Here is a 23,659-nt window from a genome sequence, read left to right on the forward strand (position 1 = left end):
CGGAGGGTCATGACAGTGACAACCATTCGCCCACTCAACCTTCTCGTCGCCGCGCTGGCTGGCGGTTTGGCGATCAACGGCCTCGCTACGCAGGCTTTTGCTCAGGAGACCTCTTTCGATAAGTTGGCCAACCTCCCGTTCGCGGAAGGCCGGCCCACAAAAGAGACAGCGCAGACCTTGCGCGACGAACTGCTCTTCCAACGGGCGACGCAGACCTATCTCTGGGCGCTGCCGTTGATCAACACCCTCGGGATGCAGGTCGGGTCGGAAAAAACATTCGGCACCGGCTACAACGTCCTGCCGATCTGGAAAAAGCGGCTCGACGCCAAGACCCTGGTGACTACCCCCAACTCCGACGTCCTCTACGCCATGAGCTACGTTGACCTGGGCAAGGATGGTCCGCTGGTGATGGAAGCGCCGTCTGAGTTGCAAGGCATCCTGCTGGATTACTGGCAGCGCCCCATCCCGGTGGATGGCGGCAAGTTCTTTGGTGACGTCGGTCTGTTTGGACCGGATGGCGGCAAGGGGGGCAAGTTCCTCCTGTTGCCACCCGGCTACACCGGAGCGGTGCCGGACGGTTATTATGTTTACCGGTCAGGCACCAACAGCGTCTTTATCTTCCTGCGTGGGTTCTACAAGGACCCGAAGAATCTGACACCCGCTGTCGCGCACCTGGAGAAGACAAAGATCTATCCGCTTAACGGCGAGGCTGGCGCCAAGCCGATGGAATTCCCCGATGGCTCCGGCGTCCCGGTCAACATGCTGCCGATCAGCGACGGCAGCGCCTTCGATCAACTCAAGCTGCTGGTGGACAGGGAGGGTGACAATCTCGCCGGTCCCGATTGGTTCGGCATGCTGGCGGCCATCGGCATCGTCAAGGGCCAGCCGTTCAATCCTGATGCGCACACACGCGAGATCCTCGATCGCGCCGCGAAGACCGGCTACAAAATGAGCCGTGTCATTGGCTTTGCCGACAAGGTAAGTGGTCTCTCGTTGCTCGTCTATCCAGACCGCCGCTGGCTCAATCCTTTCTCCGACGGGACTCCCGCGAATCCGGGTGGGTCGAAGAATCCGGACTGGGAGAATGTCGCCGGAGCGTATCCATATCTGGCCCTCGATGCCCGAATCTGGATGTTCACCGACTACTACTCGATCAGCCCGGGGATGATGTCCCAAACCCCGGGCAAGGGCGCGAAGTACATGATAGCCTTCACCGATAGCGAAGGCACGCCGCTGTCCGGTGGGAGTAACTACCGCATGAACCTGCCCGCCAACATTCCCGCCGCCAACTTCTGGTCGGTGACGCTCTACGAGGCTGAAAATGCTTCAGGTCTCGCCAATGGGCAGCCTTTCCCATCGTTGGGTTCAAAGGACAGGCCGGCGCAGAACGCGGATGGGAGCACGGAGCTTTACCTCGCCTCCAAAGCACCCGAGGGCAAGGCCGGCAATTGGCTCGCGACCGTGCCGGGCAAGGGGTACTTCGCCATCCTCAGGCTCTACGGCCCGACCGAAGCGGCCATCGACAAGAGCTGGGTCCCAGGGGACATCGAGAAGGTGGAGTGACCCTCTTGCGCTCAGCGGCTTAAGGCCCGAAAAGCGGCTGGCTCACGCACTAGTCTCGCCCATGTCGCGCGGCCTCTTCCAGCGGGTCGGGAGTGGTAGTCGATACCAATCCCGGCTTTTCCCAGTCAAGTGGGATCGGCACATCGCTTACAGCATACCCCTTAGGGCGCTCCGCACAACAAAAAGGGGGCACCTCACGGCACCCCCTTTCTGCCCCCCCCAAAGCCGGCATCCCCTCCCCGGATACCGGCCCCCTCACAAACACCCCTCTCCTCCCTCACCTCTGTGTTCCCGGCCCAGCCCGGGTTATCTCACAGAGATTCGCGCCGCCCCTTTTGGGCGCAATGACATCTACGCGGTACATCTGAACCATCACTGCGCAGAGGCGACGCCTGGATTCCTGTGACTTCCTTTGCGCCAGCACGCGGGCACAGGAATGAGAGAGGAAAGGGAATGCGCCCGGCAGATAGTGGCAAGAAGACACCGTCACCGAGCCGCATTTCCGATACTGCCGTTGAAAGAAGGGCTTCGTCCCTGAAGCCCTTCCCCCGGTTCAAGATGCCGGATTAGCCGGGATTGTGTTCGCCATTGCCCTGGCCGTCATGACCGCCCTCGCCATGACCGCCCTCGTCGGAACCACCCTTGTCGGAACCGCCCTTGTCAGAGCCGCCCTTGTCGGAACCGCCCCTGTCGGAACCGCCCCTGTCAGAACCGCCCCTGTCAGAGCCACCCTTGTCAGAGCCACCCCTGTCGGAGCCGCCCTTGTCCGAGCCGCCCTTGTCGGAACCACCCTTGTCAGAGCCACCCTTGTCAGAGCCACCCTTGTCAGAGCCACCCTTGTCAGAGCCGCCCTTGTCAGAGCCGCCCTTGTCGGAGCCACCCTTGTCAGAGCCGCCCTTGTCGGAACCACCCTTGTCGGAGCCGCCCTTGTCGGAACCGCCCTTGTCAGAGCCACCCTTGTCGGAGCCACCCTTGTCGGAGCCGCCCTTGTCGGAACCACCCTTGTCAGAGCCGCCCTTGTCGGAGCCGCCCTTGTCCGAGCCGCCCTTGTCGGAGCCGCCCTTGTCCGAGCCGCCCTTGTCGGAACCACCCTTGTCAGAGCCGCCCTTGTCGGAACCGCCCTTGTCAGAGCCACCCTTGTCGGAGCCGCCCTTGTCGGAACCACCCTTGTCAGAGCCGCCCTTGTCGGAGCCGCCCTTGTCCGAGCCGCCCTTGTCGGAACCACCCTTGTCAGAGCCGCCCTTGTCCGAGCCACCCTTGTCGGAACCACCCTTGTCGGAACCACCCTTGTCCGAGCCGCCCTTATCAGAGCCGCCCTTGTCGGAGCCGCCCTTGTCGGAACCACCCTTGTCAGAGCCACCCTTGTCGTTGCGGTCGTTGCCGCCCTTGTCATTGCGGTCCTTGCCACCATCATGGTCGCGATCCTTGCCACCATCGTGGTCGTGGTCCTTGCCGCCGTGGTGGTCGCGGTCCTTGCCGCCGTGGTGGTCACGATCCTTGCCGCCGTGGTGGTCACGATCCTTGCCGCCGTGGTGGTCACGATCCTTGCCGCCGTGGTGGTCATGATCCTTGCCGCCGTGGTGGTCACGATCCTTGCCGCCGTGATGACCGCCGTGATCGCCGGGGCCGTCGCCGTCGCCATCGCCAGGGCCGGAGCCACCGGTGTTGCCGTCGCCGTCATCGCCGCCGTTGTTCTGATCGCCGGAAGAGGTCTGGTTCGACGCCTGTTTGCCAGAGTCGGAGTTGCCGCCGGAGCGGTTGCCGAAGCGATTGCCGCTGCTGTCGTCATTGACCGTGCGGCTGTCATTGTCGGTGCGGATGGATTTCGTTGGCAGGCACAGCCTGGCCTCAATCGTACCCGGCGCTGCCTTGGCGCAGTTGACAACTGCCGGCGCGGCCATCGTGAGGCTGCTGCTTGCCAGAAGGTAAGCAACGGCGACGCTATACTTCGCTGCTTTGCTGATCATCTTTTTTCTCCCAAAGTTAACAAACCGTTAACTGGGAGAATTCTTATATTAGAGAATTGTTAAATCCAAGAATAAACTGTGGATAATGGCACAAAGTCTTAATCTATAGTTAATTACACAAGTAATAAATTTTATTAAAGTTTTAGTATAAACTATGTTACCTTCGCCGCGCACAATAAAGAGGTGATTCATGCGATGGCTTTTTTGTTTTGTTTCCCTCGTGTTTTTTCCTACGCAATTTCAAGCATTTGCCGGACAGCCTCTGCCGGCTGGCAGGAATATCGGCGCGCCGGTGGGGTTCGCCTCTGCCTGCGCCAGCTATCGCTGGCTTTGCCATCAGACGTCCGCTCAGGGCGGCGGCCGGGCACCGGTTGAGCAGGCGGGCATGCCGCTTCTGCGCAAGGTCACCCGCGCCGTGAACCTCGCCGTCCGCTCGACGGAGGACCGCTCCTCTTCCGGAAACAGCGATGTCTGGACGCTGCCCATCGGCGGCCGGGGCGACTGCGAGGATTACGCCCTGCAGAAGATGAAGGACCTGATCGACGCCGGATTTCCGGCAAACCGCCTGGCGCTCTCGGTGGTGATCGGCCCGCATGACGAGAATCACGTCGTGCTGATCGCCCGCATGGACGACGGCGACTACGTGCTCGACAATCTCAACAACGCGGTCAAACCCTGGAGAGCCACGCCCTATACATTTCTGGCAACGCAGGATTTCCTGAAGAAATCGACCTGGCGCGTGACACTTGCCGGGCCGCGGGCGAACGAGTTTTCGTGATCGGGTGGGAGCGCAATATTACGCCGTATGCTCGGCACACCCCCCTCTGTCCTGCCGGACTGCCGGGGGTGTGCCGAGCACATACGTTTAATACCTAAAAGCCGCATCTCACGAACCATGATTCCCGTCCGCCACCTTTGCGGATCGCGCCGCCACCCTACTTCTCTCCCGGTCATCCCCATCGCAACCACAAGAGGAGGGTTTCCCCGTGGGCGTCTTCGACCGCATCAAGAACGCGATTTTCGGCAAAGCGCAGGCAGCACCCGTGCCAGAGCCCGCATCCGCCGCGCCGCAGGCCTCCAGTGCGCCTGCAGCTTCTCCTGCCACTCAGCCTGCTACCAAGTCCGCGCCGGTGACCGAACCCGCGACCGGCGCGCCGCCGCCGGCACAATCAAGCCCCGGCCAGGCAAGCAATGCCGATATCGAGCAGATCCTGAACGCAGCCGTCAAGAAATCCGGCCAGAAGCTCGATTGGCGCCATTCGATCGTCGACCTCATGAAGGCGCTCGGAATGGATGCGAGCCTTGCCGAACGCAAGGAACTGGCAGCCGAGCTCGGCTACACCGGCGATACGAACGACAGCGCGAAGATGAATATCTTCCTCCACAAGGCGCTCATGAAGAAACTGTCGGAAAACGGCGGCAAAGTGCCGGCCGATCTTCTGGATTGAGTGGCGGGCTAATTGAGTGGCAGATGGCGCCGAAGCTCAAGCACGGCGCCATCAGCTTCAAATCTGTCCGGCCCTCCGCCAGATCGAATGCTCTCGCCGGCAGCGATCCGCGATCTTCAACAGCTGCGGGATCTCCCGACACCGAAAAACCCGTTGGCAGCCAGGCGAGCGGGGGAAACGATCCTCGCAGGTGTCAGAACCCTCGGCATGCATCCGCATATGGGCCGCCTGATCGAGGATCTGCCCGAGCAATACCGCGAATGGCTCATCGATTTCGCAGACACCGGATATATGGTTCGCTACCGCCTTAATGCGAACACGGTAACGATCCTCGCCGTGCGGCATCGGAAGGAAGCAATGTTCTGATACCGATGCCTCGGCGATCACCATGACGAGGTCAGGTTCCCTTCAAGAACAAGCTCCGCCAAAAACGGCTACGCCAGCCCGAAGGCCTTGCGCGCCGTCGAACAGGCGTCGTCTCCGGGAAGGCATGTGCGGCAGACGTCAGGCCTGAGGCCGTAGATCACGCATGATACTTGCTTACCGATGGTGCCTGAGAGCGCAGAGCAACGCTCTCCATCACAGCGCATGCCTGATTGATCCGCCGAGACGAACTGAGCCGGCAGCAAATCGAGGTCGGCATCGCTCTCGGTGGAGAATCTCGGCCATTCGTGTGAATAGGAACAGCACGCGCCGCAGGCCTGACAGTCTAGCTCTGTTGATAGGGTCATGGGCCGCTCTTAGCACTTTAGCTGCCAAGGATGCAAAACCATCCGTGCCTCCACGTCGGAGATTTCGCCAGCATCCGCCGGGCCGCATGGCCGAAGTGAGCGCTCGTGGTACAACGATGCTAAAGTAAAAGGGCTCTTCAGCATCCAATTGGGCAAGTATGCGCTCGCACAGCCCCTCATGAAAAGGGGTGAGCGCAGGCGAACCTCCTCCCCCAAAAGACCTTCATCAAAATGGACGCCATCAGCCTATATCCTCGCCCTTGCAGGCCATATGCCGCCGTGGTTTCATTCATCATATTCTCAGGGGACGATATTTCATGACGGGATTTTCGAAGGCTCTGATGGTTTCGACCGATGTTGCCCATATCGTGCTCTTCCACCCCGATGATCTCGCCCATGCCGGTGACTGGCCGATCGCCTGGTATTCCGAGCCCTTCGTCTACCCGCTTGAAAGTGCCGCGGGCCGGCTGATTGTCTGGTCGACGCGCAGCGACGGCAGCTTTGCCCTGCGCCTCACCGATGGCGCGACAACGGAGCGGGAACAGTCCTATGCCGGGCCGAGCTGGACCTTTCCCTATAGCGTGCGGCATGGACGAGTGTTTCTCGACAATACCGATACCCTGCCGGGCAAGGAGCAAATGACGCAGACAACAGATGCTGAGGAATATTGGATCGACATCGCGAATGGAGACTATGCCGTCACCGTGACCGCGCTTGAGTGGAGCGCCGAGCCAAGCGCGAGGGATGGTACGGCCGACAAGGGTTCAAGCGATAACGGCGCCGACAAGCTGCCCGATTATGTTGTGCAATTTCAGCCCGCATCCGGCGAGCCGATCAAGCCGGCAAGACGCCCGCCCGATCTCGTCTGCCTGATGGAGGCGGTCGCAACCGACAAGATCTACCCCCATAGCCCGAAACCGCCGGAGCCGATCGATTTCTCCCGTCCCTACCCGGCCTTCGCCTCGGCCAATGTGACCCGGCCCGGCGGACATTTCTCAAGCCAGGGCGAAGCGCCGATCGAGGCGGCGGTGCCTGCCGATGGCGACAAGTTCGCGATCTTCGACACGCCCTTTGTCGTGGCAGCCGAGCTCGTCCCCGGCGCTCCCGCCGTGATTGCCGAATGCCATGGCAGCAGCGGCAGCCCCGGCAAGGCGATGCGCTTTTCCTTCCGCGCCAGGCAGGCGGTGCAGATTGCCGAAGTTGCCGGCATGTTCGCCAATGGCCGCTTTGAAAAATCAGGCACGATAGGCTTCTTCCGCCGCCAACTGAGGCCGGTGCCGCCGGAGGCGCTTGCGGCCGTGCGGATCGCCCCGCTGCCGGAAGTCACCGGCAAAGTGGAGGTTTCGGCGCTGCGGGCAAGGATGGTCGGCGATCTCAGGGGCGCCGGCGCGCTTGGGCGGCAGCTCGGCGGCCTCTCGGAATATGAGGCGCGCAAGCTTGAAGCCTCCGACGATGCCGCCATGCTGATGGACTGGCTGATCGATCATCTGCCGCTGGATGCGCGGGAGCGGCTGCGGATTGCCACGCTGGCGCCGGATGCGCAGTGCGAGGCGCTGAGTGCGGCTTATGATGGGCTTGGGTAAGAGAGCTGCCTTCAGGTATTGTGGGTGTCTTGCCCACCAAGATCGAAGCGCTTGGTTCGAGTCCACCGCCACCACGCACCCTTCACCCGCCCAAGCATCCTCTTCACCATCTCGAGCGTTTCAATCCCGCCAGCACCGGTTTCGGAAAGGACACCCGGCAGCCTCACTTCGCTTTCAGTGGCACCGGAAAGTCGTTCATCAGGTCGAGCATGCAGAGGGAAAAATCGAGCTCCGTTTCGTTCGAGCGCACCCGTTCCCCGTTTGGCTTGATATTCGTCACGTCGAGTTCGATCGGAACGGTGATCATCCTGTCCCCGTAAAACTAGATGCGCCCACCCATGCGGGTGATATCTATGCGATTACCCGAGGCGTAAAGTTTTCTCCGGCTCTGATGTCCAGAGCAGCAAGAGGAGGACGCAATGCCGACCATCCTGGCTCATCATGACGTCAAGGACGTCAAACACTGGCTCGCCTCGCCCCGTCGTAAGGAAATTTTCGAACCGATCGGCTGCACGAACATTCGCACCTTCGTCGATCCGCAATCGTCCAACAAGGTTGGCCTCGTCATGGACGTCGCCGACATGGGCCGCCTGGCGGAATTCATGAAAAGCAAGCAAGCGGCCGATGCGATGGAATATGACGGCGTATTGCCCGAGACCCTGGTGATCCTCGTTCAATCCTAGCCAAGCAGCTGAGTTCAATCCGTCAGGGATCAACCCGTCCTGTCGGCGTACCGCGCCGGCAATCAATCCCCGCCGCCCATGCATCCTTTTTCCGCCTCGAACGTTTGAACTCCGTCAGCGAATGAGGAGACCGCAATGGCGAGCACGACAGGCAAGGACGCCATCGAAGGCATGGAAGAGCTCAGAGACGCGAACGAGCCCACGCCAGCCCCCGAACGTGAAAAAACCTCCGAACAGGAAAAGGCCGATCAGCACGCGAAGGCTGAGGGTTTTGCGAGTGAGGCGGCCTATGAAGACTACCTGCATGCGGTCGCCGAGGATGCGCCGATAGAGGAGATCGTCGTCGATATCGAACGCGCCGCCGCGCGCGAGGAGCTCGAACGGCAGATCGAGGATGTACGTGCGGAGATCAATCATCTGCGCGCCCGGCTGCACATCATCCGCCATCAGGCGGGCAGCGTGGTGGAAGAAAATATTCGCTGGGCGGATGCGAGCGCCCATGCGCAGCTTGGCGCTTATCCCTGGCTGAAACTGTCAGGCGCCATGGCGGCGGCCTTCCTCGTGGGCAAGGCCTTGCAGCGGCTGCCCTTCGGCTCGCTGGTGACGGCGGCGGCACCGCTGCTCATCGCGGCGGCGCGCGAAAGAGGCCGGTAGGAGCGCCCTCCCTCCAATACCCTTTTTCCCGATGCTTGCCGTCACCCTGCCTTGACCGCCAGAGCTTCGCTCGTTGCCGCGCACGACCGCCGGCGGCGCAAAGCCGGCAAGGCGGTCTTCTTGCAATCACGGCGCGCTTTTTCTATCTTTGATGCAGGCATTTGAACCAAAAGGAGGTTGCCTATGACACCGCGGGACGCCTGATCCAGAACTATCGTGACTACTGCCTTTCCAAAGGCATCGATTACGCGTGCATTCACTCCGTACGGCCGCACGACGATACCACGCTCTTCTGCAGCGCCGGTATGCAGCAGTACAAGCCTCTCTTCTCCGATCCGTCCCACAAGGGAACCGTCGCAAACAGCCAGGCTTGCCTGCGCATGGGCGACCTCGATGAGATCGGCGACGGCACGCATTTCCTGCACTTCACCATGCTCGGATTGTTCTCCTTCCGTCAGATGACGGTCGGCGAAGCAATCGATTTCTGGCTGGATTTCCTTGGGCTGCTCGGGCTCACGCCTGACCATGTCACCATCCATCCCGACAGGCTGAAGGAATGGACGCCGCTCTATCGCGGCCGCGTGCTCATCATTCCCGATCCCGAATGCATATGGAGCGACGGCAGCATCAGTGGATACTGCACGGAGTTCTACAAGGACGGGATCGAGATCGGCAATATCGTCAATCCGTTGGGAAACTGCATCGACGTCGGCTTCGGCGCCGAGCGGCTGGATATGATCGTCAACGGCACCCCGCCCGTGACTGCTGTCGAGACGCTCAAAAACGCGATCATGACGATCATCGATAGCGGCTACCGTCCCGGCAGCAAGGAGCAAGGCTACGTTCTGCGCAAGCTCCTGCGGCACCTGCATGCCGTTGGCGGAATGCTCGACCATCCCTTCTTCCATGAGGAGGTCGAGCGGCAGGACCGCCTAGTCGAAAAATACGAGCGTCTTCGCCACAAGCACCCCGACAAATCGCCGGAATGGTGGTTCGACACGCATGGCGTGGATGTGGAGACCATTCCGTCTTCGGGGAAGTGATGCCCGGCGCTTGATCGGGGCGGCGCAGGAGAGAGGAAGGTAGCGAACGTGCTGTTCCTGCCCTCCCTCAATCCTGTGCTTGTCACAGGAATGAGGGAGGTTGGGGGTGGCGGCTTCATCAAAAAGGGAAGCGTGGTGGCCAAAGGGGGGCAACAACCCACCCGTTACCGCCGAAACTTCCGCCGTGCTGCCCGCGCGACACTTTCGGCGAGCACCGCAAGACAGCCAGCCACGAGCAGCACCGCCCCTGCGATCGGGCCGATGAGCGTGGTTTCCACCGCGAGGCCGACGGCGAGCACCAGCAGCAGGCTGAACAGCGCCAGCGCCCCGTCATCGATGAACATGCCGATGAGTTCCTTGACGGCGATCCTGAGAATATTCATCGGGCGAGCTCCGCATGCGTATCGTGATATTGCCGCAGCCACCGGACTGCGATGAAGGAGAAGGCGGCGAGCAGCGCGAAGATTGCGATGAGCGAGAGGTCTTCGCCCGGCCACGGCGTGCCGATGCCCTCGCCCACCCAGAAGATGCCGAAACCCGTCAGCAGCAGACCGACGATGAATTTCAGCGTATTTTCCGGCACTGAAGACAGTGGCTTGTGGACGAGAAGCCCGATGACGAGCACCGCGATGCAGGCAATCAGCGCTCCGAGACTTGCATAGGGCAGCATGCCGGGCCGCGCACCTGTCGCGATCACGATGAACACCACTTCGACGCCTTCGAGCAGCACGGCCTTGAAGGCCGCCGTGCCGGCCAAGAAATCGGCCCGCCGTTCAGTGGACTGGCGGGCAAGGGCATCCGTTTCCGAGGCAAAGGCCTTCTCCTCGTCATGCAGCGCAATGAAACCCGCGGCCCTGAGGATCGCCTTTCTCAGCCACCGCATGCCGAACAGGATCAGCAGCGTACCGATGGTAAATTGCAGGATGTCGATCGGGACAAGGCCGAGCAAGGGCCCGAAGACCAGCACCAGCACCGCCAGCACGAAAAGCGCCAGCCCCGTGCCGATAAAGGCCGGCCGCCAGCTCTGCGTGACACCGACCGCAAGGATGATCGTAAAGGCCTCCACCACTTCCACGAAGGAGCCGAGGAAGGAGGCGGCCATTGTCGAGGTAATGCTTGTGATCGTCGTCATCTTCTACTCGGTTTTCTTGGGCTTCGGTCCGGACAGGCAGCCGGGAAGCAGCGCGCCGCGGCAGGGAGGATGCCAGCAGCAAACCCGACGTGTCCATCATCCTCATGGCTAGGTCGGCGCTGTTGCGTTCGCGTTTTCCGCCACCGTGTCTCAACTTCCGGCCGACGGCTCATACACAGCCCTTGCCGGCAGGATACGGTTTCGTAAGAGAGGCCGGCCTGCCGGAAGAGCCGGGATCGGGCTGGTTCCGCCGACTTACGAATCCGTAAGAATTCGATAAGGCGGGGGACACAATTTTGCGCGAATTGTGCGGCGTGAGAATAATCTTCCGATCAGGTGAAGGGTTTGGACCGGCCATGCGAATTCTCGTCGTCGAGGACGATAAAAAGACGGCCGATTTTGTCGCTCGCGGCATGATCGAGGCGGGCCACCTCTGCGACGTCGTCGACGACGGGCACGACGCGCTTTTCCAGGCGACACGTGAGCAATATGACGTGCTTGTCGTCGACAGGATGGTGCCCGGCCTCGACGGACTGTCGCTGGTCAAGGCGGTGCGCGCCGCATGGATCGGCACGCCGGCGATTTTCCTCACCTCGATCAGCGGCGTCGACGATCGCGTCGAAGGGCTGGAGGCCGGCGGCGACGATTACCTCACCAAGCCCTTCGCCTTTTCCGAGCTGCTCGCCCGCGTCAATGCGCTCGCGCGCCGCCCGCCCGTGCAGGACCAGAAGACGCTGCTGCGTGTGGCCGATCTCGAACTCGACCTGGTGCGCCGGCAGGTGACGCGACAGGGCCAGGCGATCGAGCTGCAGCCGCGCGAATTCACCCTGCTCGAAGTGCTGATGCGTGGCGAAGGCCGGGTGCTGACCCGCACCATGCTACTGGAACGCGTCTGGGATTTTCACTTCGACCCGAAGACCAGCGTCGTCGAAACCCATGTCAGCCGCCTGCGCGCCAAGATCGACCGGCCTTTCGACATCCCGCTGCTTCATACCGTGCGCAATACCGGATACAGCCTGCATGCGCCGCGTTAGAGCATCGGACCGAAAAGTGTGCAGCGGTTTTCGGATAATCCGATGCTTCAAGCAAAACAAAGCATCGGACCGAAAAGTGTATAGCGGTTTTCGGGTCATCCGATGCTGAAGAAAAATTGGAGATTATGGCGAAGCACGCCCTTTCGGCTGGCGCTTGCTTTCGGGCTGCTCTTCATCCTGGCCTTCATGGTGGCAGATATCATCACCTATCAGCTCCTGAAACGCGACCTGGCGGAGGCACTCGACGATTCCGTGCGCGACACCTATTCGGTCGTCGCCTCCGCCTCTTCCTCCGAGGAGGCGGAAGACTTCGTTGCCAGCGTGGCAACCTATGCCCGCCTCAACAACCCCGAAGACAGCATCTTCCTGCTGGTCAACGAAAAGGGCGAGCGGCTTGCCGGCAATGTTTCGCTGTTTACGGCGAAGGACGGCCTGTCGACCGTTCAGGCCGGCGATATCGGCGTGAAAGGCGATGACCGCATCCGCATCCAGGCGGGAACTGTCAGCGGCAACCGGCTGATCGTCGGCGAGAGCTATTCCGACACCGACGATCTGGAACGTATCGCCCTGATGAGCTTCGTCTGGGCCTCCGGCGTCATCGTCATCCTCGCCTGCGGCGGCGGCGCCTTTTTCGCCGCCCGCGCCCAGCGGCGGCTCGACGGCATTGAGCGCGCGATGAGCGATGTTTCGGGCGGCGATCTTGCGCGGCGCATTCCGCTCGAAGGCAATGGCGATGACATCGATGTCGTCGCAACCCATATGAACCAGGCGCTCGACCGGCTGTCGGCCCTCGTCGAAGGCATGCGGCAGGTGAGCGCCGATATCGCCCATGATCTCAAGACGCCGCTCAACCGCCTGAAGATGACCGTCGAGCAGGCGATCGATCAGGGCGGGCGCGGCGAGGATGTGCAGACCCTGCTGATCGACGCCCGCGAGGAAAGCGACCGCATCAACGCCACGTTCGAGGCGCTGTTGCGCATCTCGCAGATCGAGGCCGGCGCTCGCAAGGCGCGCTTCCGGCCGGTCGATATCAGCGACATCATGGGTTCGGTTGCGGAAATCTACAGCAGCGTTGCCGAGGATAACGGCCAGTCTCTCGACTTCACCACCAGGCCCGCCTCCCCCTGCATGGTCAATGGTGACCGCGAACTGCTGACCCAGCTCTTCGTCAATCTCGTGGAAAATGCCATCAACCATTGCCCGCCGATGACCAGGATCACGCTCGCGCTCCGGGCCGACGATGACGGCTTTTCGGCTGATGTTTCCGACGACGGCCCCGGCATTCCCGAAGCGGAGCGCGAACTCGTCTTCCGCCGCCTGTACCGCCTCGACAAGAGTCGCACGACAACAGGCAGTGGCCTGGGCCTCAGCCTCGTCAAGGCGATCGCCGATCTGCATGCCGCCGATATCACGCTCGCCGACCGGCATCCCGGCCTCGGCGTCACCCTCCTCTTTCCAGCCCAATACCAAGGATAAAAATGAAAAGACGTTGGAGACGTCTGGAGCTCTCGTTGGAACTGCGCGGTGCCCCACCACCCTCATTCCTGTGCTTGTCACAGGAATCCAGCGGCCGCGTGTCCACGCGGCGGGAGACTCTAGACCGGCAACGACCTCACAATCCCATCAAGTGCCAGGAAATATCCTCCCATTCGGGATTATTCTCCTCGATGAGGTTCAGTTTCCACTGCCGCGGCCATTTCTTGATGGTCTTTTCGCGGGTAATCGCCGTCGTCAGCAGGTCATGTTCCTCGAACCAGACCAGTGTCTTCACCCCGTAGCGAGAGGTAAATCCAGGCGTCAGCTCGTTCTGGTGCTCGAACCGACGACCCGCGATATCGCGCGTCACCCCGGTGTAAAGCGTGCCGTTTCTCTTTGACGCGAGGATGTAGACATAACCCTTCATGGTTGAAGGATGGCGTATTCCGCTACTGTTTTTCAAGAGCCTTTTCGGCTTGCGGACGCAAGCCGGCTGGATTCCTGTGACAAGCACAGGAATGAGGGAGGATGGGGTTGGCGCCTTGCCTTGCCATCCCCCGTCGGACCGAGCCGCCCTCATCCGTCCTGGTGCGGATCACCGACCGAGCGCCATCACTGCCGCTCGCTCTCAGCCTCATCAACCGTGCGCGCAATGAAACGCTTCGAGATCAGCCAGCAGCCGAGCGCCCAGAGCGAGCCGGCGACCCAGCCGGCCACCACATCGGTCGGATAATGGACGCCGAGATAGATGCGGCTGAGGCCGATGGTGACGGCGAGGAAGATGCCTGCCCCCATGACGAAGATGCGCGTGGCGCGGAAGCGCTGCGTGCGGGCGAGAAGCGCCCCGAGCGTGAGGTAGGTGACGGCAGAGACCATCGCATGGCCGCTCGGGAAGCTCAGATCGTTGACATCGACGAGATGCGGAACAACGTCAGGCCTTGCGCGGGCAATGATGATCTTGAGACCCGTGCTCGCCAGCCAGCCACTGAGAACCGAGAGGAACAGGAAGACGGCGATGACAGTCTTGCGGTCGAGCAGCAGATAGGCGGTCGCAAGCAATGTCAGCAGCGTCAGGACGGTGACACCGCCGAGGCTGGTAATATCGCCCATCGCATGAACAAGCCATTGCGGGCCGATCGGCCGGCTGAGATCGCCGGGCTGGCGCAGCCAGAGCAGGATCGTCTGGTCGAAGCCGAGCGTCTCTCCCTCCAGCACCTCGCTCGTCAGCCGCTGCAGCAGGAAGAGGCCGCCGGCAATGCAGGCGAAGGTGATGAGCGTCATCGGCTCATACTGGTTCAGCCAGGTCTTGATACGCTGCATTCTTCTCCGTTCCCTGGAGCGCCGTGCGTTCATTCGGACGCACTAGGGACGCTCTACTTCCTTGAGTCTACGCATCAGGCCCCCCGAAAATCGATTCCGATTTTCGGGCCGATGCCGTAGGGATATTGAACCCATCAACTGTGTGCAGCGGCTCACTTTTGCAAGGGCCGCCGTACCCGAGATCCGCCCGCAGATCGCGCACGCCGCGGCCGAGCCAAGCGGTCTGTCATGACGGCAGGCCGGCGCGATCACATCAGGCTCACCGAACTTTGTACTCACCTCTTCATCTACCGCGTTCACTACCTTCGTATAGTTACAAATCCCGGCTAACCCGGTGATCCTGACGGGGCTGAAAACAGTCACTCTTGGACAACGGAGACGTGGTCATGGAACGGAGCACGCCCTGCCAGGCGATGAGGCCGCTCGCTTATGCTGACGATCCGCCCGTGCGCGTCACGCGTCCGCCTCGCTCGCCGGGTGCGCAGTGAATACCAGTTCGAGCAAGCCCATAAGATCATGTCCGTCCTAACGACCCCGCCGTCAAATCCGCAAAGGCAACAATGACATGCATAAGACATTATGGGCCGCGGCCTTCGCCCTGGCCGTTTCCGCCGCGCCCTCGCTTGCTGCTTCCGCCAACGAGAAACCACTGAACGCTCAGACCACGAACAGGATCAAATCAGAGTTCGCCAGGCTGATGGAACTCGCCAACCGGCACGACTTCGATGGTCTTCACGGGATGTTCTGGCAATCTCCCTCAGCCCTCCTCGTTGCCAAGAGCGCCGTTCCCGCCGAGGGAAACTGGGCAGGTTTCTGGGGCAACGAAGCGATCGACCGGAAGCTGCACGACATCGGCACATCCGGCCCGGTCGTGCTTGAGCCTGATTACACCAAGCTCAAGATCGTCGGCTTGACGCCTGACGTGGCGGAATCCTACGCGCCGATGAACATCACCGTCTCCTATGCCGGCCAGGACGGGACGCCCAAACCGTTCCTGATGATCATCGACTGGCTTCATATCGGAAAGGACTGGAAGGTTGCTTCAGAAATCATTCTGCCGGTGCCGCCGGCACCCGCTGCCAAGGGTTAGCTGCCCGCAAACTGATCCCACCAACCCCTGAACCAAACGCCGCCTGTGGCCGGCAGGAACCCCTCCTGTGGCACAGGGTTGCGGCAGAAAGGCCCCCAAAATGTCTGGAACCACGAAAAGCCTGGTAATCTCGCTTGGCCTCGCCCTGATCTCGCTCTCGGCTGCAGAGGCAAAGACGCCGTCCCCTGCCACGGTCGTGACCAGCGGACAGCAAAAGCTGTTTGCGGACGCCGACGGCAGATCGCTTTACACCTTCGACAAGGACCAGCCCGGCAAGTCGGCCTGCACACTGCTGTGTGCCCTCGCCTGGCCTCCATTCGTGGCACCAGCCGGCGCCAAGGCATCCGGTCCCTGGAGCGTCGTCACGCGACCGACCGGGGTAACCCAGTGGGCCTATAACGGCTCGCCGCTATACACCTATCACTTCGATTCCATGCGTGGAGATATTCACGGTGACGGGGCCGAAGGCGTCTGGCATCTCGCCAAGCCGTGACGCCATGGTGCCGGATGCGGCACCGGCAAATCACCGACATCATGACGAGCCATCTTCGCACCCCGCGAAAACCGCGGTGTGCGACGACTGGAGATGATGGATGGCGAGTTCCGAACTGGCGGCAGGGCAAGTGCAATCGAATATACCGCACCCGAAAAAACCTCGGCATCATGTAGCAGATGTCACCGAAGCCCGCTCATGGCCCAACGCGATCGTTGTTGCACGCCGCTTTGACCATTCCGGCCAATTCCCTCTCGTGTTAGGTTGCAGGTATGAGCCGAGACGCCGCTATTGCCAGAGCAGAGTCTTACTTCGCTTCCGGCGATTTTCGGAAGGATCTGGCGCGACGTGTCGCGATGCCGACCGAGAGCCAGAACCCTGATCGTGCACCGGTTCTCGATCAGTATCTCGATAGTGAGATGACACCCGCCTTTGAAGCCCTTGGCTTTCAATGTCGCAAGCTTTCCCAAAACGGCTGGCCTTTCCTTTACGTCGAGCGCCACGAGGACGCCCTTCGGCCGACGGTGCTGGGTTATGGCCACGGTGACGTCATACGGGGGCTCGATAATGAATGGGCCGACGGCCTTTCTCCCTGGCAACTCATCGAGCGGGACGGCAGGTGGTACGGTCGCGGTGTCGCCGACAATAAAGGTCAGCATACCATCAACATCGGCGCGCTCCGGGCCGTATTGGAGACGCGCGGGAAACTCGGATTCAATGCCAAGTATCTGATTGAGATGGGGGAGGAAAGAATTTCCCCTGGCCTGCATGCACTGGTTGACGCCCATAAGGAATTATTCCGCGCCGACGTGCTGATCGCCTCGGATGGTCCCCGACTTTCCGCCGCGCGGCCGACCGTCTTTCTGGGATCTCGCGGAGCGATCAGCTTTGACATCTGGATCGATGCGCGCAAGGGCGGCCATCATTCCGGTAACTGGGGCGGTCTTCTCTCCGATCCCGCAATCCAGCTTGCCCATGCGATCGCCAGTATCACTGAGCCCTCTGGCAAGATTCTTGTTCCGGAATGGCTTCCGGTGAGTATCCCGGACAATGTTCGTCGAGTGCTTGCGGATTGTGAGGTCGAGAGCGATGCCGAAGGCCCGCAGATTGATCCGAACTGGGGCGAGCCTGGGCTGACGGCAGCGGAAAAGCTGTTCGCCTGGTGTTCATTTGCTGTACTCGCCTTCGAGGCCGGAAACCCGAGAACGCCTGTTGGGGCTATCCCTGCAAGAGCTTGGGCCCGCTGTCAGCTACGGTTCGTCGTCGGTATTGACGTGGAAAATGTCTTGCCGGCTCTGCGCCGTTACCTGGATCGTCACGGTTTTTCCCAGGTTCAAATAGCGCAGGCAAGCGATGAGGTCTTTCGTGCCACAAGGCACGATCCTGAGCATCCTTGGGTCAACTGGGTAGTGGACTCGATCGGCCGTACAACAGGGAAAAAGCCGGCAATACTGCCGAACCTCGGCGCCTCGCTGCCGAATGATGCCTTCTCTGAAACGCTGCAGCTTCCGACCGTGTGGATACCGCACTCCTATCCGGGGTGCTCTCAGCATGCGCCGAACGAGCACCTGCCCATGAATATCGCGCGTGAAGGACTCGCATTGATGGCCGGGCTTTATTGGGACCTCGGAGAGCGAAACGTTCCGGCAGCATCAAGTGGCAATCTGGCTCGTAAATGAGCGCGCGGTTGATGGCATGTGCTGCATAAGAGCGCAAAACTTGCCCGGATGCGCAATTCGTTCCAATGATAGCGAGCTCAGATTCGCGCCAAAGGCGCTACAGGTGAGCCCCTTTGCATCCTCCCAAATCAGAGCCTCCGAAAAAGGGAAGAGAATGAAAAAACTGCCCGGCGCCGCCCTTGCACTTGCGATTGCTGTTTACGGCGCGGGAGCACGGGCGGACGATACGGCACCGCCATCCTATGCCGATACGACACTGACAGGCGATTGGCACGGCTACCGCAATTGGCTGCGGGATCAGGGCGTCACGTTCACGATGTCGCAGACCAGCGATGTGCTCGGCAACGTATCGGGCGGCGTGAAAAGAGGAACGGCCTATGACGGTCTTTTCCAATTGCAGGGCGATTTCGACATGGGCCGGTTGGCAGGCTGGACCGGCGGCGCCATTCATATTTCCGGTTATGCGATCCAGGGACAGGGCCTGTCCGGCAAGGATGTCGGCAATCTTCTGACAGCAACCTCGGTAGAGGCCGATCCCGGATTCAGGCTGGGCGAATTCTATCTCTCGCAGAGCCTCATGAACAACACCGTGACGGTGAAGCTCGGGCAAATCCTGGCGGATCAGAATTTCGCGATCAGCAATACGGCCAGCCTTTTCGTCAACTCGACATTCGGATGGCCCGGCATTTTTGCCGCGGATCTGCCCGGAGGAGGACCGGCCTATCCCTTCGCCGTTCCGGGCGCTCAGATCATCATCAAGCCTGACGATGCCTGGACGCTGCAGGCTGCCGTCTTCAATGGCAGCCCGACCGGTTCGGACCCCGATGGCAATGCCAATGGACTGGGGTTTCCGATTGGCGATGGCGTGCTTGCGATTGCCGAGGCGGCTTATGCCTATACGCCGGGAAAGGGCGAGCCCGGCTTGCCGGGCACCTACAAGATCGGCGCCTGGTATAATTCGGAGCAGTTCGACAGTTTGTTCACCGCATCGAACGGCGTTTCGCTCGCCGATCCCCTGTCGAGCGGCAGTCCGCGCCGGCTCTCGGGCAATTTTGCGGTCTATGCCGTTGTCGATCAGACGCTCTGGCAGGAGCCTGATAGTACCGACAATGGCCTCAATGGATTTGTCCGTATCGCGGTTGCGCCGCAGCAGGATCGCAACAGCATGAACTGGTATTTCGATCTGGGCCTTGCCTATAAGGGGCTTTTGCCGGGCCGCGACAATGACACAGCCGGCGTGAGCTTTGCCTATGCCAGCATGAGCTCGGGCATGTCGGATCAGGTAAAGGCCGAAAATGCCTTCACTGGGACGTCGCAGCCAGTTCCGAGCTCCGAAGCCGTGATCGAAGCCACCTATCAGGCGGCCGTCACGCCATGGTTTACGGCCCAGCCATTCTTTCAATATGTCATCCGACCCGGCGGCAATGCAGCCGATCCCGACAAGCCGAATTCGCGGATACAGAATGCAGCGATTTTTGGCTTCAGAGCCGTGACATCCTTTTGAGAGCGGCGACCGGCAGCCCCGGCGAGCCGATCAAAGCCTGATGGCAGTCTCCTCTTTCGCCGTGCGGATAACGATCATGGTGAAAAAGCGGGCGACATTGTTTTCGTCGCGGAAAAGCCTGTCGCACAGAGCATCGAATTCTTCCATATCGCGCAGGCGCAGCATCAGAACGACATCGGTTTCGCCGGTGACGGAATAGGCTTGCGAAACGGCCTCTTCGGCGACCGCGATATCCAGAAAGCGGCGCATATGCGCTTCGCCATGCAACTTCATTTCCACCGTCACCAGCGCCTTGATCCCACGTCCGGCCCTGGCGGGATTGAGGATTGCGACGATGCGGTCGATCACACCCGATTTGTGGAGCCGCTGTACGCGGCGCAGGCAGCTGGAGGGAGACAGGCCCACCTCCTCGGCCATATCGATATTCGTGCGCGATGCGTCGCGCTGCATCAGGTTCAGAAGTTTTCGGTCGATACGGTCCATGCCGGCGAGCATACCGGCCAAACGCGCCTTTGCAATAAAATTGCACACACCTGCAATCTTTGACCGCAAATTCGAAGCGAACGGGGCTAACAGATTGAGGCACCATCAAGGGGGTCTCAAATGTCGTTCTTATCGCTCATCCGCCGCAACACCAGGGAAACACTCGCAATTTACTGGGTGCTTGTCCGCATCACGGTTCCGATCGCGGTTGCGGCCGAGCTCTTGTCGAGGATGGGAGCGGTCAAGGCGATCGCCCCCGCCTTTGCACCCGTCATGAACCTGATCGGGCTGCCTCCGGAGCTGGGCGTGGCCTGGCTGACGGGCATGCTGGTGGGGATCTGGGGTGCCGTTCCGCTCGTTTTCACCCTCGTTCCCGCATCCTCGCTCAGCGTCGCCGACGTGACGGTCTTCTCGGCGCTCATCCTCTTTGCGCATGGTCTGCCGATCGAGCAGAAGATCATCCAGAAGGCGGGGCCAGGAATGATCGCGACGACCACACTGCGCATTGCGGGCGGCCTGCTCTATGCCTTCCTGCTGCACCATGTTCTGACGGCGACCGGCTGGCTGTCTGGCCCTGCCAATCCTGTCTGGCTGCCGATCAGCGCAACGCCCGACTGGGGCGACTATATGAGAGGGCTTGCCGAGACCATGGTCTGGATGCTGGTCATCCTCGTCGTCCTGTCCTGGGGCCTTGAAATCCTCAAGGCGACCGGGCTGCTGGGCCTGATGATGAAGGCGCTTTCGCCTGTGCTGCGCCTCGCCGGCATTCGGGGAGAGGCCGAACATCTCACGGCTATCGGCCTGTTTCTGGGCATTTCCTACGGCGCCGGCCTGCTGATCCGCGAGGCGCAATCGGGAGCGATATCGCCGCGCCAGATCTTTCTGTCATGCGTGTTCATGGGCTTTGCGCATAGCGTAATCGAGGACACGATCGTGGTGATCTCGCTCGGGGCGGATCTGCACGGCGTTCTGACCGGCCGGCTCATTTTCGCTGTCGCGGCATGCGCAGCGATTGCCGCCCTGCTGCGCCGCCTGCCCGACAAGGCATTCTTCACGCAGATGTTTCGCCTGGGGAATATGGAAGTCGAACGACGATGAACTTGCGGACGTCTGCCGCAACACTTTCCCGGCGCAGAGTCACCGCCAATGCGCCGGGCTTGCTTGGGGCACTGAGACCGCCCCAACCTTCCCTCATCCCTGTGCCCGTCACAGGGATCCAGCCTGCCCAAGTCTTTGGGCAGGAAAGACTTTTTCGCCTACGGCAAGTAGGGGATCATTCACCGCGCAGACGCGCGGTGAATGGATTCCTGTGACAGGCACAGGAATGAGGGAGGAAAGGTGTGCCGCAACGCACCTGACGAGAGCGCGGCACCCTCTCCTTCGAGAGCAGCGCCCATCCATCACACCAGCGGTCCGCGGCTGGTCGCGATCAGATCCTCCTCCTCGTCCCGCTGACGCCCGCCGAAAGCGGCGGCCGCAGCGGCGATGAAGGCACCGACCAGCAACGACAGCGAGCCGATCAAAGCCGAGGTTGCCGCAGCCTTACGGGCCTTGTCGGCAGCAGCCTGTGCCGCAACCTTGGCATCGTCGATCTGCTTCAGCACCGTATCGACTCTCGCGCGGGCATCGGCTTCCGGAAGGCCCGTGCGGGCCGAGACGATGCCGGCAATATAGGTCTTGTCACCGTCAGGCACCGAGCCGTTCGCCGCCCCCTGCAGGAGAATGCGGGAGATTTCGGCAGCGGCCGCACCGTTATCCGCGTTGGCGCGGTCGGCGATATTCTGCGGACGCAGCAGCGCATCGGTGAAATAGGCGGTGGGTGCACCGGCCGAATCCGTGTCCGAGGCCGAAACGGCGGCGGCACCTCCGGCGACACCGGCGGCCATGGCGGCCTGACCGGCAGCACTTGCCCCTGCCCCCGCAAGCGAGGTCAGCGACGAGGCCAGAAAGCCGGCGACGAAGACGGTCGCAAGCGCCCAGCTGAGGAAACCATGGGCCGTATCGCGGAAGAACACTTCATCCGTGTGCACCGCCGCCCATTTGGTCCTGAGCCGCCCGGTCAGATAACCGCCGAGGGCTGAGGAAAGCCACTGCACGACGACCAGCCAGATGGCCGCGGCAATGCCGACGGTGGCCGCCGAACTGCTTTGTCCCGCCCAAGGCGACACCATGGTGAGGCCGACGCCGGAGCCGAGCAGCAGCAGGATGAGCGTGATGCCCGTCGCCGCCACAGCGCCACCGATGATCGGTCCCCAGGCGATGGCCGAGACCGAGGATTCGACCGGCATCACACCGGTCTGCCCACCTTCAAGAGGGTATCTGCCTTCCGCAAGAGACATGTAAGCCCCCTATCGCATGAACAGAACGAGAAGAATGACGATCGGCAGGGGGATGCCGAGAAGCCAGAGAAGAATACCGCGACCCATGTGAAAATCCTCCATGATATGAGTGTGTTCGCAAGGATCGAACGCCGGCAAATGCTGTTTGTTCCGAAACGGGGCGCCATGATGCCTGCCCGCAATTCTCAGCCTCGATGGAACAGGCGAGTCCGCCCCGCGTTGGGCTTCAAGAGAAAGGAGCGCTTCATGGCCCACAAGACAAAACCGCTCGTCGAAGTCGCCGCCAGGACCGTGGACGGCCGCGTGCCGCTCGGCATCATGAATACCAGGCAGGCGCTTGACCTGCCGGAAGAACTGGACGTGGAAATCTCCCATCCGGACAAGGAAGCCGGTGTCACCGACCATTTCATCGACAGGGACGAGCTGCGCAAGGTCAGGAAGAAGGCCCGTGGCAAGCAGCGGGCGGACTGACCGATCCGGAAGAATTTCGCGAGGCGGTAAATCGGCTCCGGCGAGCCATTGATACACGCGATCCGCGAGCTATCTCGCCGGCATGGGCATCTTCGGCGAAACGTCACGCAGCAAGGGGCTGCGCCTCACACTTCAGCGGATAGAGCGGGGCGAAGGCCAGAAGGCACTTGCCGTGCAGTTCCTCTTTACCGTCATCGATATCGCCATTCTCGTCTTCTTCGTGCTCGGCCCCTATTTCCGCGCCGCGCCCACCTATCTCGTCATCGATTACGCGATTGCATTGTGGATCGCCGCCGAGATGGCGGCGCGCGCCATTGCCGCTCCGTCGCTGCGCACCTGGATCCTGCGGCCGATGACCTGGATCGATTTCGTGGTACTGGCGACGCTTCTCTTTCCCTTCGCGCTCTTCAACTTCGCCTTCCTGCGGGTTATGCGGCTCTGGGCGATCGGCCGCAGCCCGCTGCTGAGGGTGGCGCTGCGCAGGATGGGCTGTGTCGACCGGATCGATGTTGTCCGGGCGGTCATCAATTTCGTGGTCTTCCTCTTCCTCGTCACCGGCTTCGTCTACACATCCTTCTTCTATAACCTGGAGGGAGGCGAAGGTTTCGTCGATGCGCTCTATTTCACCGTCGCAACCGTCACCACGACGGGCTTCGGCGACATCACACTGCCCGGCACGCTCGGCAAGCTCACCTCGGTCGTCACCATGATCGTCGGCATCTCGCTCTTCGTCCGGCTGGCGCAGGCGGTGGTGCGGCCGCACAAGGTCACCTTTCCCTGCCACCGCTGCGGCCTGCAGCGCCACGATGCCGATGCCGTTCACTGCAAGGCCTGCGGCGAAGTTCTCAACATTCCCGACGAAGGCGCGTGAGCATGGTTGCCCGCCTCGTCGCTGGCCGATGTGCAGCTGATGACGGAGATCGGGGTCTGCTGGCGGAGAAGTCGGCAGGCGGGTGGCTGGGCATA

26 protein-coding genes are annotated in these 23,659 nt (G+C 61.4%); 18 read left to right on the forward strand and 8 right to left on the reverse strand.

Translation table 11 applies throughout. The features are described from left to right. Positions 1 to 9: 9 nt before the first annotated feature. The 5 genes from J2X71_RS25120 (at position 10) to J2X71_RS25140 (ending at position 5,344) form a co-directional block, all read left to right on the forward strand. On the forward strand, positions 10 to 1,563 hold the full coding sequence (locus tag J2X71_RS25120; protein ID WP_310386300.1) for a DUF1254 domain-containing protein: 1,554 nt from the start codon (positions 10 to 12) through the stop codon (positions 1,561 to 1,563). A gap of 617 nt (positions 1,564 to 2,180) precedes the next feature. After that, positions 2,181 to 3,593, forward strand: coding sequence for a pentapeptide repeat-containing protein (locus tag J2X71_RS38160; protein WP_405049757.1), 1,413 nt, complete (start codon positions 2,181 to 2,183; stop codon positions 3,591 to 3,593). A gap of 127 nt (positions 3,594 to 3,720) precedes the next feature. Beyond that, positions 3,721 to 4,308, forward strand: coding sequence for a transglutaminase-like cysteine peptidase (locus tag J2X71_RS25130; RefSeq protein ID WP_310386304.1), 588 nt, complete (start codon positions 3,721 to 3,723; stop codon positions 4,306 to 4,308). Between the two features lie 208 nt (positions 4,309 to 4,516). After that, positions 4,517 to 4,978, forward strand: a complete 462-nt coding sequence (locus J2X71_RS25135; RefSeq protein WP_310386306.1) for a DUF3597 domain-containing protein — start codon at positions 4,517 to 4,519, stop codon at positions 4,976 to 4,978. 87 nt (positions 4,979 to 5,065) lie between these two features. Beyond that, entirely contained in the window at positions 5,066 to 5,344 is a 279-nt protein-coding gene (locus J2X71_RS25140) for a type II toxin-antitoxin system RelE/ParE family toxin (RefSeq protein ID WP_310386308.1), read from the forward strand. Positions 5,345 to 5,412: 68 nt separating this feature from the next. Here the strand turns inward: J2X71_RS25140 and J2X71_RS25145 are convergent, their stop codons facing one another. Beyond that, positions 5,413 to 5,709: a YkgJ family cysteine cluster protein gene (locus tag J2X71_RS25145; RefSeq protein WP_310386310.1), complete on the reverse strand. Its 297-nt coding sequence runs from the start codon at positions 5,707 to 5,709 to the stop codon at positions 5,413 to 5,415. A 317-nt stretch (positions 5,710 to 6,026) separates the two neighbouring features. Between J2X71_RS25145 and J2X71_RS25150 the strand changes: the two genes are divergently transcribed. Continuing rightward, complete coding sequence (locus tag J2X71_RS25150; protein ID WP_310386312.1) at positions 6,027 to 7,292, forward strand: hypothetical protein; 1,266 nt, start codon at positions 6,027 to 6,029, stop codon at positions 7,290 to 7,292. 163 nt (positions 7,293 to 7,455) lie between these two features. On the opposite strand, the gene J2X71_RS25155 is transcribed toward J2X71_RS25150, so the two are convergent. Further along, positions 7,456 to 7,599: a hypothetical protein gene (locus tag J2X71_RS25155; protein WP_310386314.1), complete on the reverse strand. Its 144-nt coding sequence runs from the start codon at positions 7,597 to 7,599 to the stop codon at positions 7,456 to 7,458. Positions 7,600 to 7,711: 112 nt separating this feature from the next. Between J2X71_RS25155 and J2X71_RS25160 the strand changes: the two genes are divergently transcribed. The 3 genes from J2X71_RS25160 to J2X71_RS25170 all read left to right on the forward strand — a co-directional run bounded on the left by J2X71_RS25160 (position 7,712) and on the right by J2X71_RS25170 (position 9,672). After that, positions 7,712 to 7,975, forward strand: a complete 264-nt coding sequence (locus tag J2X71_RS25160; protein ID WP_310386316.1) for a hypothetical protein — start codon at positions 7,712 to 7,714, stop codon at positions 7,973 to 7,975. 135 nt (positions 7,976 to 8,110) lie between these two features. Next, positions 8,111 to 8,629, forward strand: coding sequence for a hypothetical protein (locus J2X71_RS25165; RefSeq protein ID WP_310386318.1), 519 nt, complete (start codon positions 8,111 to 8,113; stop codon positions 8,627 to 8,629). Between the two features lie 161 nt (positions 8,630 to 8,790). Further along, positions 8,791 to 9,672 carry an alanine--tRNA ligase-related protein gene (locus tag J2X71_RS25170; protein ID WP_310386320.1) on the forward strand — a complete coding sequence of 294 codons (882 nt, stop codon included), beginning with the start codon at positions 8,791 to 8,793 and terminating at the stop codon, positions 9,670 to 9,672. A gap of 164 nt (positions 9,673 to 9,836) precedes the next feature. On the opposite strand, the gene J2X71_RS25175 is transcribed toward J2X71_RS25170, so the two are convergent. Together J2X71_RS25175 and J2X71_RS25180 are read right to left on the reverse strand one after the other, a co-directional pair. Then, a complete protein-coding gene (locus tag J2X71_RS25175) occupies positions 9,837 to 10,055 on the reverse strand; it encodes a hypothetical protein (protein ID WP_310386322.1) in 219 nt (72 codons plus the stop codon). Next, a complete protein-coding gene (locus J2X71_RS25180; RefSeq protein WP_310386326.1) occupies positions 10,052 to 10,804 on the reverse strand; it encodes a COG4280 domain-containing protein in 753 nt (250 codons plus the stop codon). The genes J2X71_RS25175 and J2X71_RS25180 overlap by 4 nt, the downstream gene beginning before the upstream one ends. 356 nt (positions 10,805 to 11,160) lie before the next feature. On the opposite strand from J2X71_RS25180, the gene J2X71_RS25185 reads away from it, so the two are divergent. Next, positions 11,161 to 11,838 (forward strand): response regulator transcription factor, encoded by a 678-nt coding sequence (locus tag J2X71_RS25185; protein ID WP_310386328.1) that lies wholly within the window; start codon positions 11,161 to 11,163, stop codon positions 11,836 to 11,838. 102 nt (positions 11,839 to 11,940) lie between these two features. Next, entirely contained in the window at positions 11,941 to 13,314 is a 1,374-nt protein-coding gene (locus J2X71_RS25190; RefSeq protein WP_310386330.1) for a HAMP domain-containing sensor histidine kinase, read from the forward strand. Between the two features lie 136 nt (positions 13,315 to 13,450). On the opposite strand, the gene J2X71_RS25195 is transcribed toward J2X71_RS25190, so the two are convergent. Both J2X71_RS25195 and J2X71_RS25200 read right to left on the reverse strand, forming a co-directional pair. Beyond that, the gene (locus J2X71_RS25195) at positions 13,451 to 13,741 is read right to left on the reverse strand and encodes a GIY-YIG nuclease family protein (RefSeq protein ID WP_310386691.1); all 291 of its coding nucleotides are present in this window, start codon (positions 13,739 to 13,741) and stop codon (positions 13,451 to 13,453) included. 185 nt (positions 13,742 to 13,926) lie between these two features. Continuing rightward, complete coding sequence (locus J2X71_RS25200; RefSeq protein ID WP_310386332.1) at positions 13,927 to 14,634, reverse strand: phosphatase PAP2 family protein; 708 nt, start codon at positions 14,632 to 14,634, stop codon at positions 13,927 to 13,929. A gap of 565 nt (positions 14,635 to 15,199) precedes the next feature. On the opposite strand from J2X71_RS25200, the gene J2X71_RS25205 reads away from it, so the two are divergent. The 4 genes from J2X71_RS25205 to J2X71_RS25220 all read left to right on the forward strand — a co-directional run bounded on the left by J2X71_RS25205 (position 15,200) and on the right by J2X71_RS25220 (position 19,400). Continuing rightward, positions 15,200 to 15,724, forward strand: a complete 525-nt coding sequence (locus J2X71_RS25205; protein ID WP_310386334.1) for a hypothetical protein — start codon at positions 15,200 to 15,202, stop codon at positions 15,722 to 15,724. A 100-nt stretch (positions 15,725 to 15,824) separates the two neighbouring features. Next, complete coding sequence (locus J2X71_RS25210) at positions 15,825 to 16,217, forward strand: hypothetical protein (protein WP_310386336.1); 393 nt, start codon at positions 15,825 to 15,827, stop codon at positions 16,215 to 16,217. A gap of 272 nt (positions 16,218 to 16,489) precedes the next feature. Continuing rightward, positions 16,490 to 17,896 (forward strand): M20 family metallopeptidase, encoded by a 1,407-nt coding sequence (locus J2X71_RS25215; protein WP_310386338.1) that lies wholly within the window; start codon positions 16,490 to 16,492, stop codon positions 17,894 to 17,896. A 154-nt stretch (positions 17,897 to 18,050) separates the two neighbouring features. Then, on the forward strand, positions 18,051 to 19,400 hold the full coding sequence (locus tag J2X71_RS25220) for a carbohydrate porin (RefSeq protein ID WP_310386340.1): 1,350 nt from the start codon (positions 18,051 to 18,053) through the stop codon (positions 19,398 to 19,400). Positions 19,401 to 19,430: 30 nt separating this feature from the next. Here J2X71_RS25220 and J2X71_RS25225 read toward each other — a convergent pair whose 3' ends face one another. Then, the gene (locus tag J2X71_RS25225; RefSeq protein WP_113325324.1) at positions 19,431 to 19,883 is read right to left on the reverse strand and encodes an Lrp/AsnC family transcriptional regulator; all 453 of its coding nucleotides are present in this window, start codon (positions 19,881 to 19,883) and stop codon (positions 19,431 to 19,433) included. Between the two features lie 120 nt (positions 19,884 to 20,003). Between J2X71_RS25225 and J2X71_RS25230 the strand changes: the two genes are divergently transcribed. Then, positions 20,004 to 20,981, forward strand: coding sequence for a nucleoside recognition domain-containing protein (locus J2X71_RS25230; RefSeq protein WP_310386342.1), 978 nt, complete (start codon positions 20,004 to 20,006; stop codon positions 20,979 to 20,981). 302 nt (positions 20,982 to 21,283) lie between these two features. Here J2X71_RS25230 and J2X71_RS25235 read toward each other — a convergent pair whose 3' ends face one another. After that, positions 21,284 to 22,222, reverse strand: a complete 939-nt coding sequence (locus J2X71_RS25235) for a hypothetical protein (RefSeq protein ID WP_310386344.1) — start codon at positions 22,220 to 22,222, stop codon at positions 21,284 to 21,286. Between the two features lie 246 nt (positions 22,223 to 22,468). Here J2X71_RS25235 and J2X71_RS25240 point away from each other — a divergent pair, with 246 nt between their 5' ends. Next, positions 22,469 to 22,693: a hypothetical protein gene (locus J2X71_RS25240; RefSeq protein ID WP_113325323.1), complete on the forward strand. Its 225-nt coding sequence runs from the start codon at positions 22,469 to 22,471 to the stop codon at positions 22,691 to 22,693. A gap of 82 nt (positions 22,694 to 22,775) precedes the next feature. Then, entirely contained in the window at positions 22,776 to 23,564 is a 789-nt protein-coding gene (locus J2X71_RS25245) for an ion channel (RefSeq protein ID WP_310386347.1), read from the forward strand. The last annotated feature ends 95 nt before the right edge of the window (positions 23,565 to 23,659 follow it).

The sequence above is a fragment of the Rhizobium sp. 1399 genome (assembly GCF_031455475.1).
GTDB lineage: Bacteria > Pseudomonadota > Alphaproteobacteria > Rhizobiales > Rhizobiaceae > Rhizobium.

Coding starts and splice junctions, on each gene's coding strand:
- J2X71_RS25150 (WP_310386312.1), top strand. CDS start 6,027: ATGACGGGATTTTCGAAGGCTCTGATGGTTTCGACCGATGTTGCCCAT.
- J2X71_RS25245 (WP_310386347.1), top strand. CDS start 22,776: ATGGGCATCTTCGGCGAAACGTCACGCAGCAAGGGGCTGCGCCTCACA.
- J2X71_RS25195 (WP_310386691.1), bottom strand. CDS start 13,741: ATGAAGGGTTATGTCTACATCCTCGCGTCAAAGAGAAACGGCACGCTT.
- J2X71_RS25165 (WP_310386318.1), top strand. CDS start 8,111: ATGGCGAGCACGACAGGCAAGGACGCCATCGAAGGCATGGAAGAGCTC.
- J2X71_RS25190 (WP_310386330.1), top strand. CDS start 11,941: ATGCTGAAGAAAAATTGGAGATTATGGCGAAGCACGCCCTTTCGGCTG.
- J2X71_RS25130 (WP_310386304.1), top strand. CDS start 3,721: ATGCGATGGCTTTTTTGTTTTGTTTCCCTCGTGTTTTTTCCTACGCAA.
- J2X71_RS25240 (WP_113325323.1), top strand. CDS start 22,469: ATGGCCCACAAGACAAAACCGCTCGTCGAAGTCGCCGCCAGGACCGTG.
- J2X71_RS25210 (WP_310386336.1), top strand. CDS start 15,825: ATGTCTGGAACCACGAAAAGCCTGGTAATCTCGCTTGGCCTCGCCCTG.
- J2X71_RS25155 (WP_310386314.1), bottom strand. CDS start 7,599: ATGATCACCGTTCCGATCGAACTCGACGTGACGAATATCAAGCCAAAC.
- J2X71_RS25205 (WP_310386334.1), top strand. CDS start 15,200: ATGCATAAGACATTATGGGCCGCGGCCTTCGCCCTGGCCGTTTCCGCC.
- J2X71_RS25145 (WP_310386310.1), bottom strand. CDS start 5,709: ATGACCCTATCAACAGAGCTAGACTGTCAGGCCTGCGGCGCGTGCTGT.
- J2X71_RS25120 (WP_310386300.1), top strand. CDS start 10: ATGACAGTGACAACCATTCGCCCACTCAACCTTCTCGTCGCCGCGCTG.
- J2X71_RS25220 (WP_310386340.1), top strand. CDS start 18,051: ATGAAAAAACTGCCCGGCGCCGCCCTTGCACTTGCGATTGCTGTTTAC.
- J2X71_RS25180 (WP_310386326.1), bottom strand. CDS start 10,804: ATGACGACGATCACAAGCATTACCTCGACAATGGCCGCCTCCTTCCTC.
- J2X71_RS25175 (WP_310386322.1), bottom strand. CDS start 10,055: ATGAATATTCTCAGGATCGCCGTCAAGGAACTCATCGGCATGTTCATC.
- J2X71_RS25160 (WP_310386316.1), top strand. CDS start 7,712: ATGCCGACCATCCTGGCTCATCATGACGTCAAGGACGTCAAACACTGG.
- J2X71_RS25200 (WP_310386332.1), bottom strand. CDS start 14,634: ATGCAGCGTATCAAGACCTGGCTGAACCAGTATGAGCCGATGACGCTC.
- J2X71_RS25225 (WP_113325324.1), bottom strand. CDS start 19,883: ATGGACCGTATCGACCGAAAACTTCTGAACCTGATGCAGCGCGACGCA.
- J2X71_RS25230 (WP_310386342.1), top strand. CDS start 20,004: ATGTCGTTCTTATCGCTCATCCGCCGCAACACCAGGGAAACACTCGCA.
- J2X71_RS25235 (WP_310386344.1), bottom strand. CDS start 22,222: ATGTCTCTTGCGGAAGGCAGATACCCTCTTGAAGGTGGGCAGACCGGT.
- J2X71_RS25185 (WP_310386328.1), top strand. CDS start 11,161: ATGCGAATTCTCGTCGTCGAGGACGATAAAAAGACGGCCGATTTTGTC.
- J2X71_RS38160 (WP_405049757.1), top strand. CDS start 2,181: ATGACCGCCCTCGTCGGAACCACCCTTGTCGGAACCGCCCTTGTCAGA.
- J2X71_RS25140 (WP_310386308.1), top strand. CDS start 5,066: ATGCTCTCGCCGGCAGCGATCCGCGATCTTCAACAGCTGCGGGATCTC.
- J2X71_RS25215 (WP_310386338.1), top strand. CDS start 16,490: ATGAGCCGAGACGCCGCTATTGCCAGAGCAGAGTCTTACTTCGCTTCC.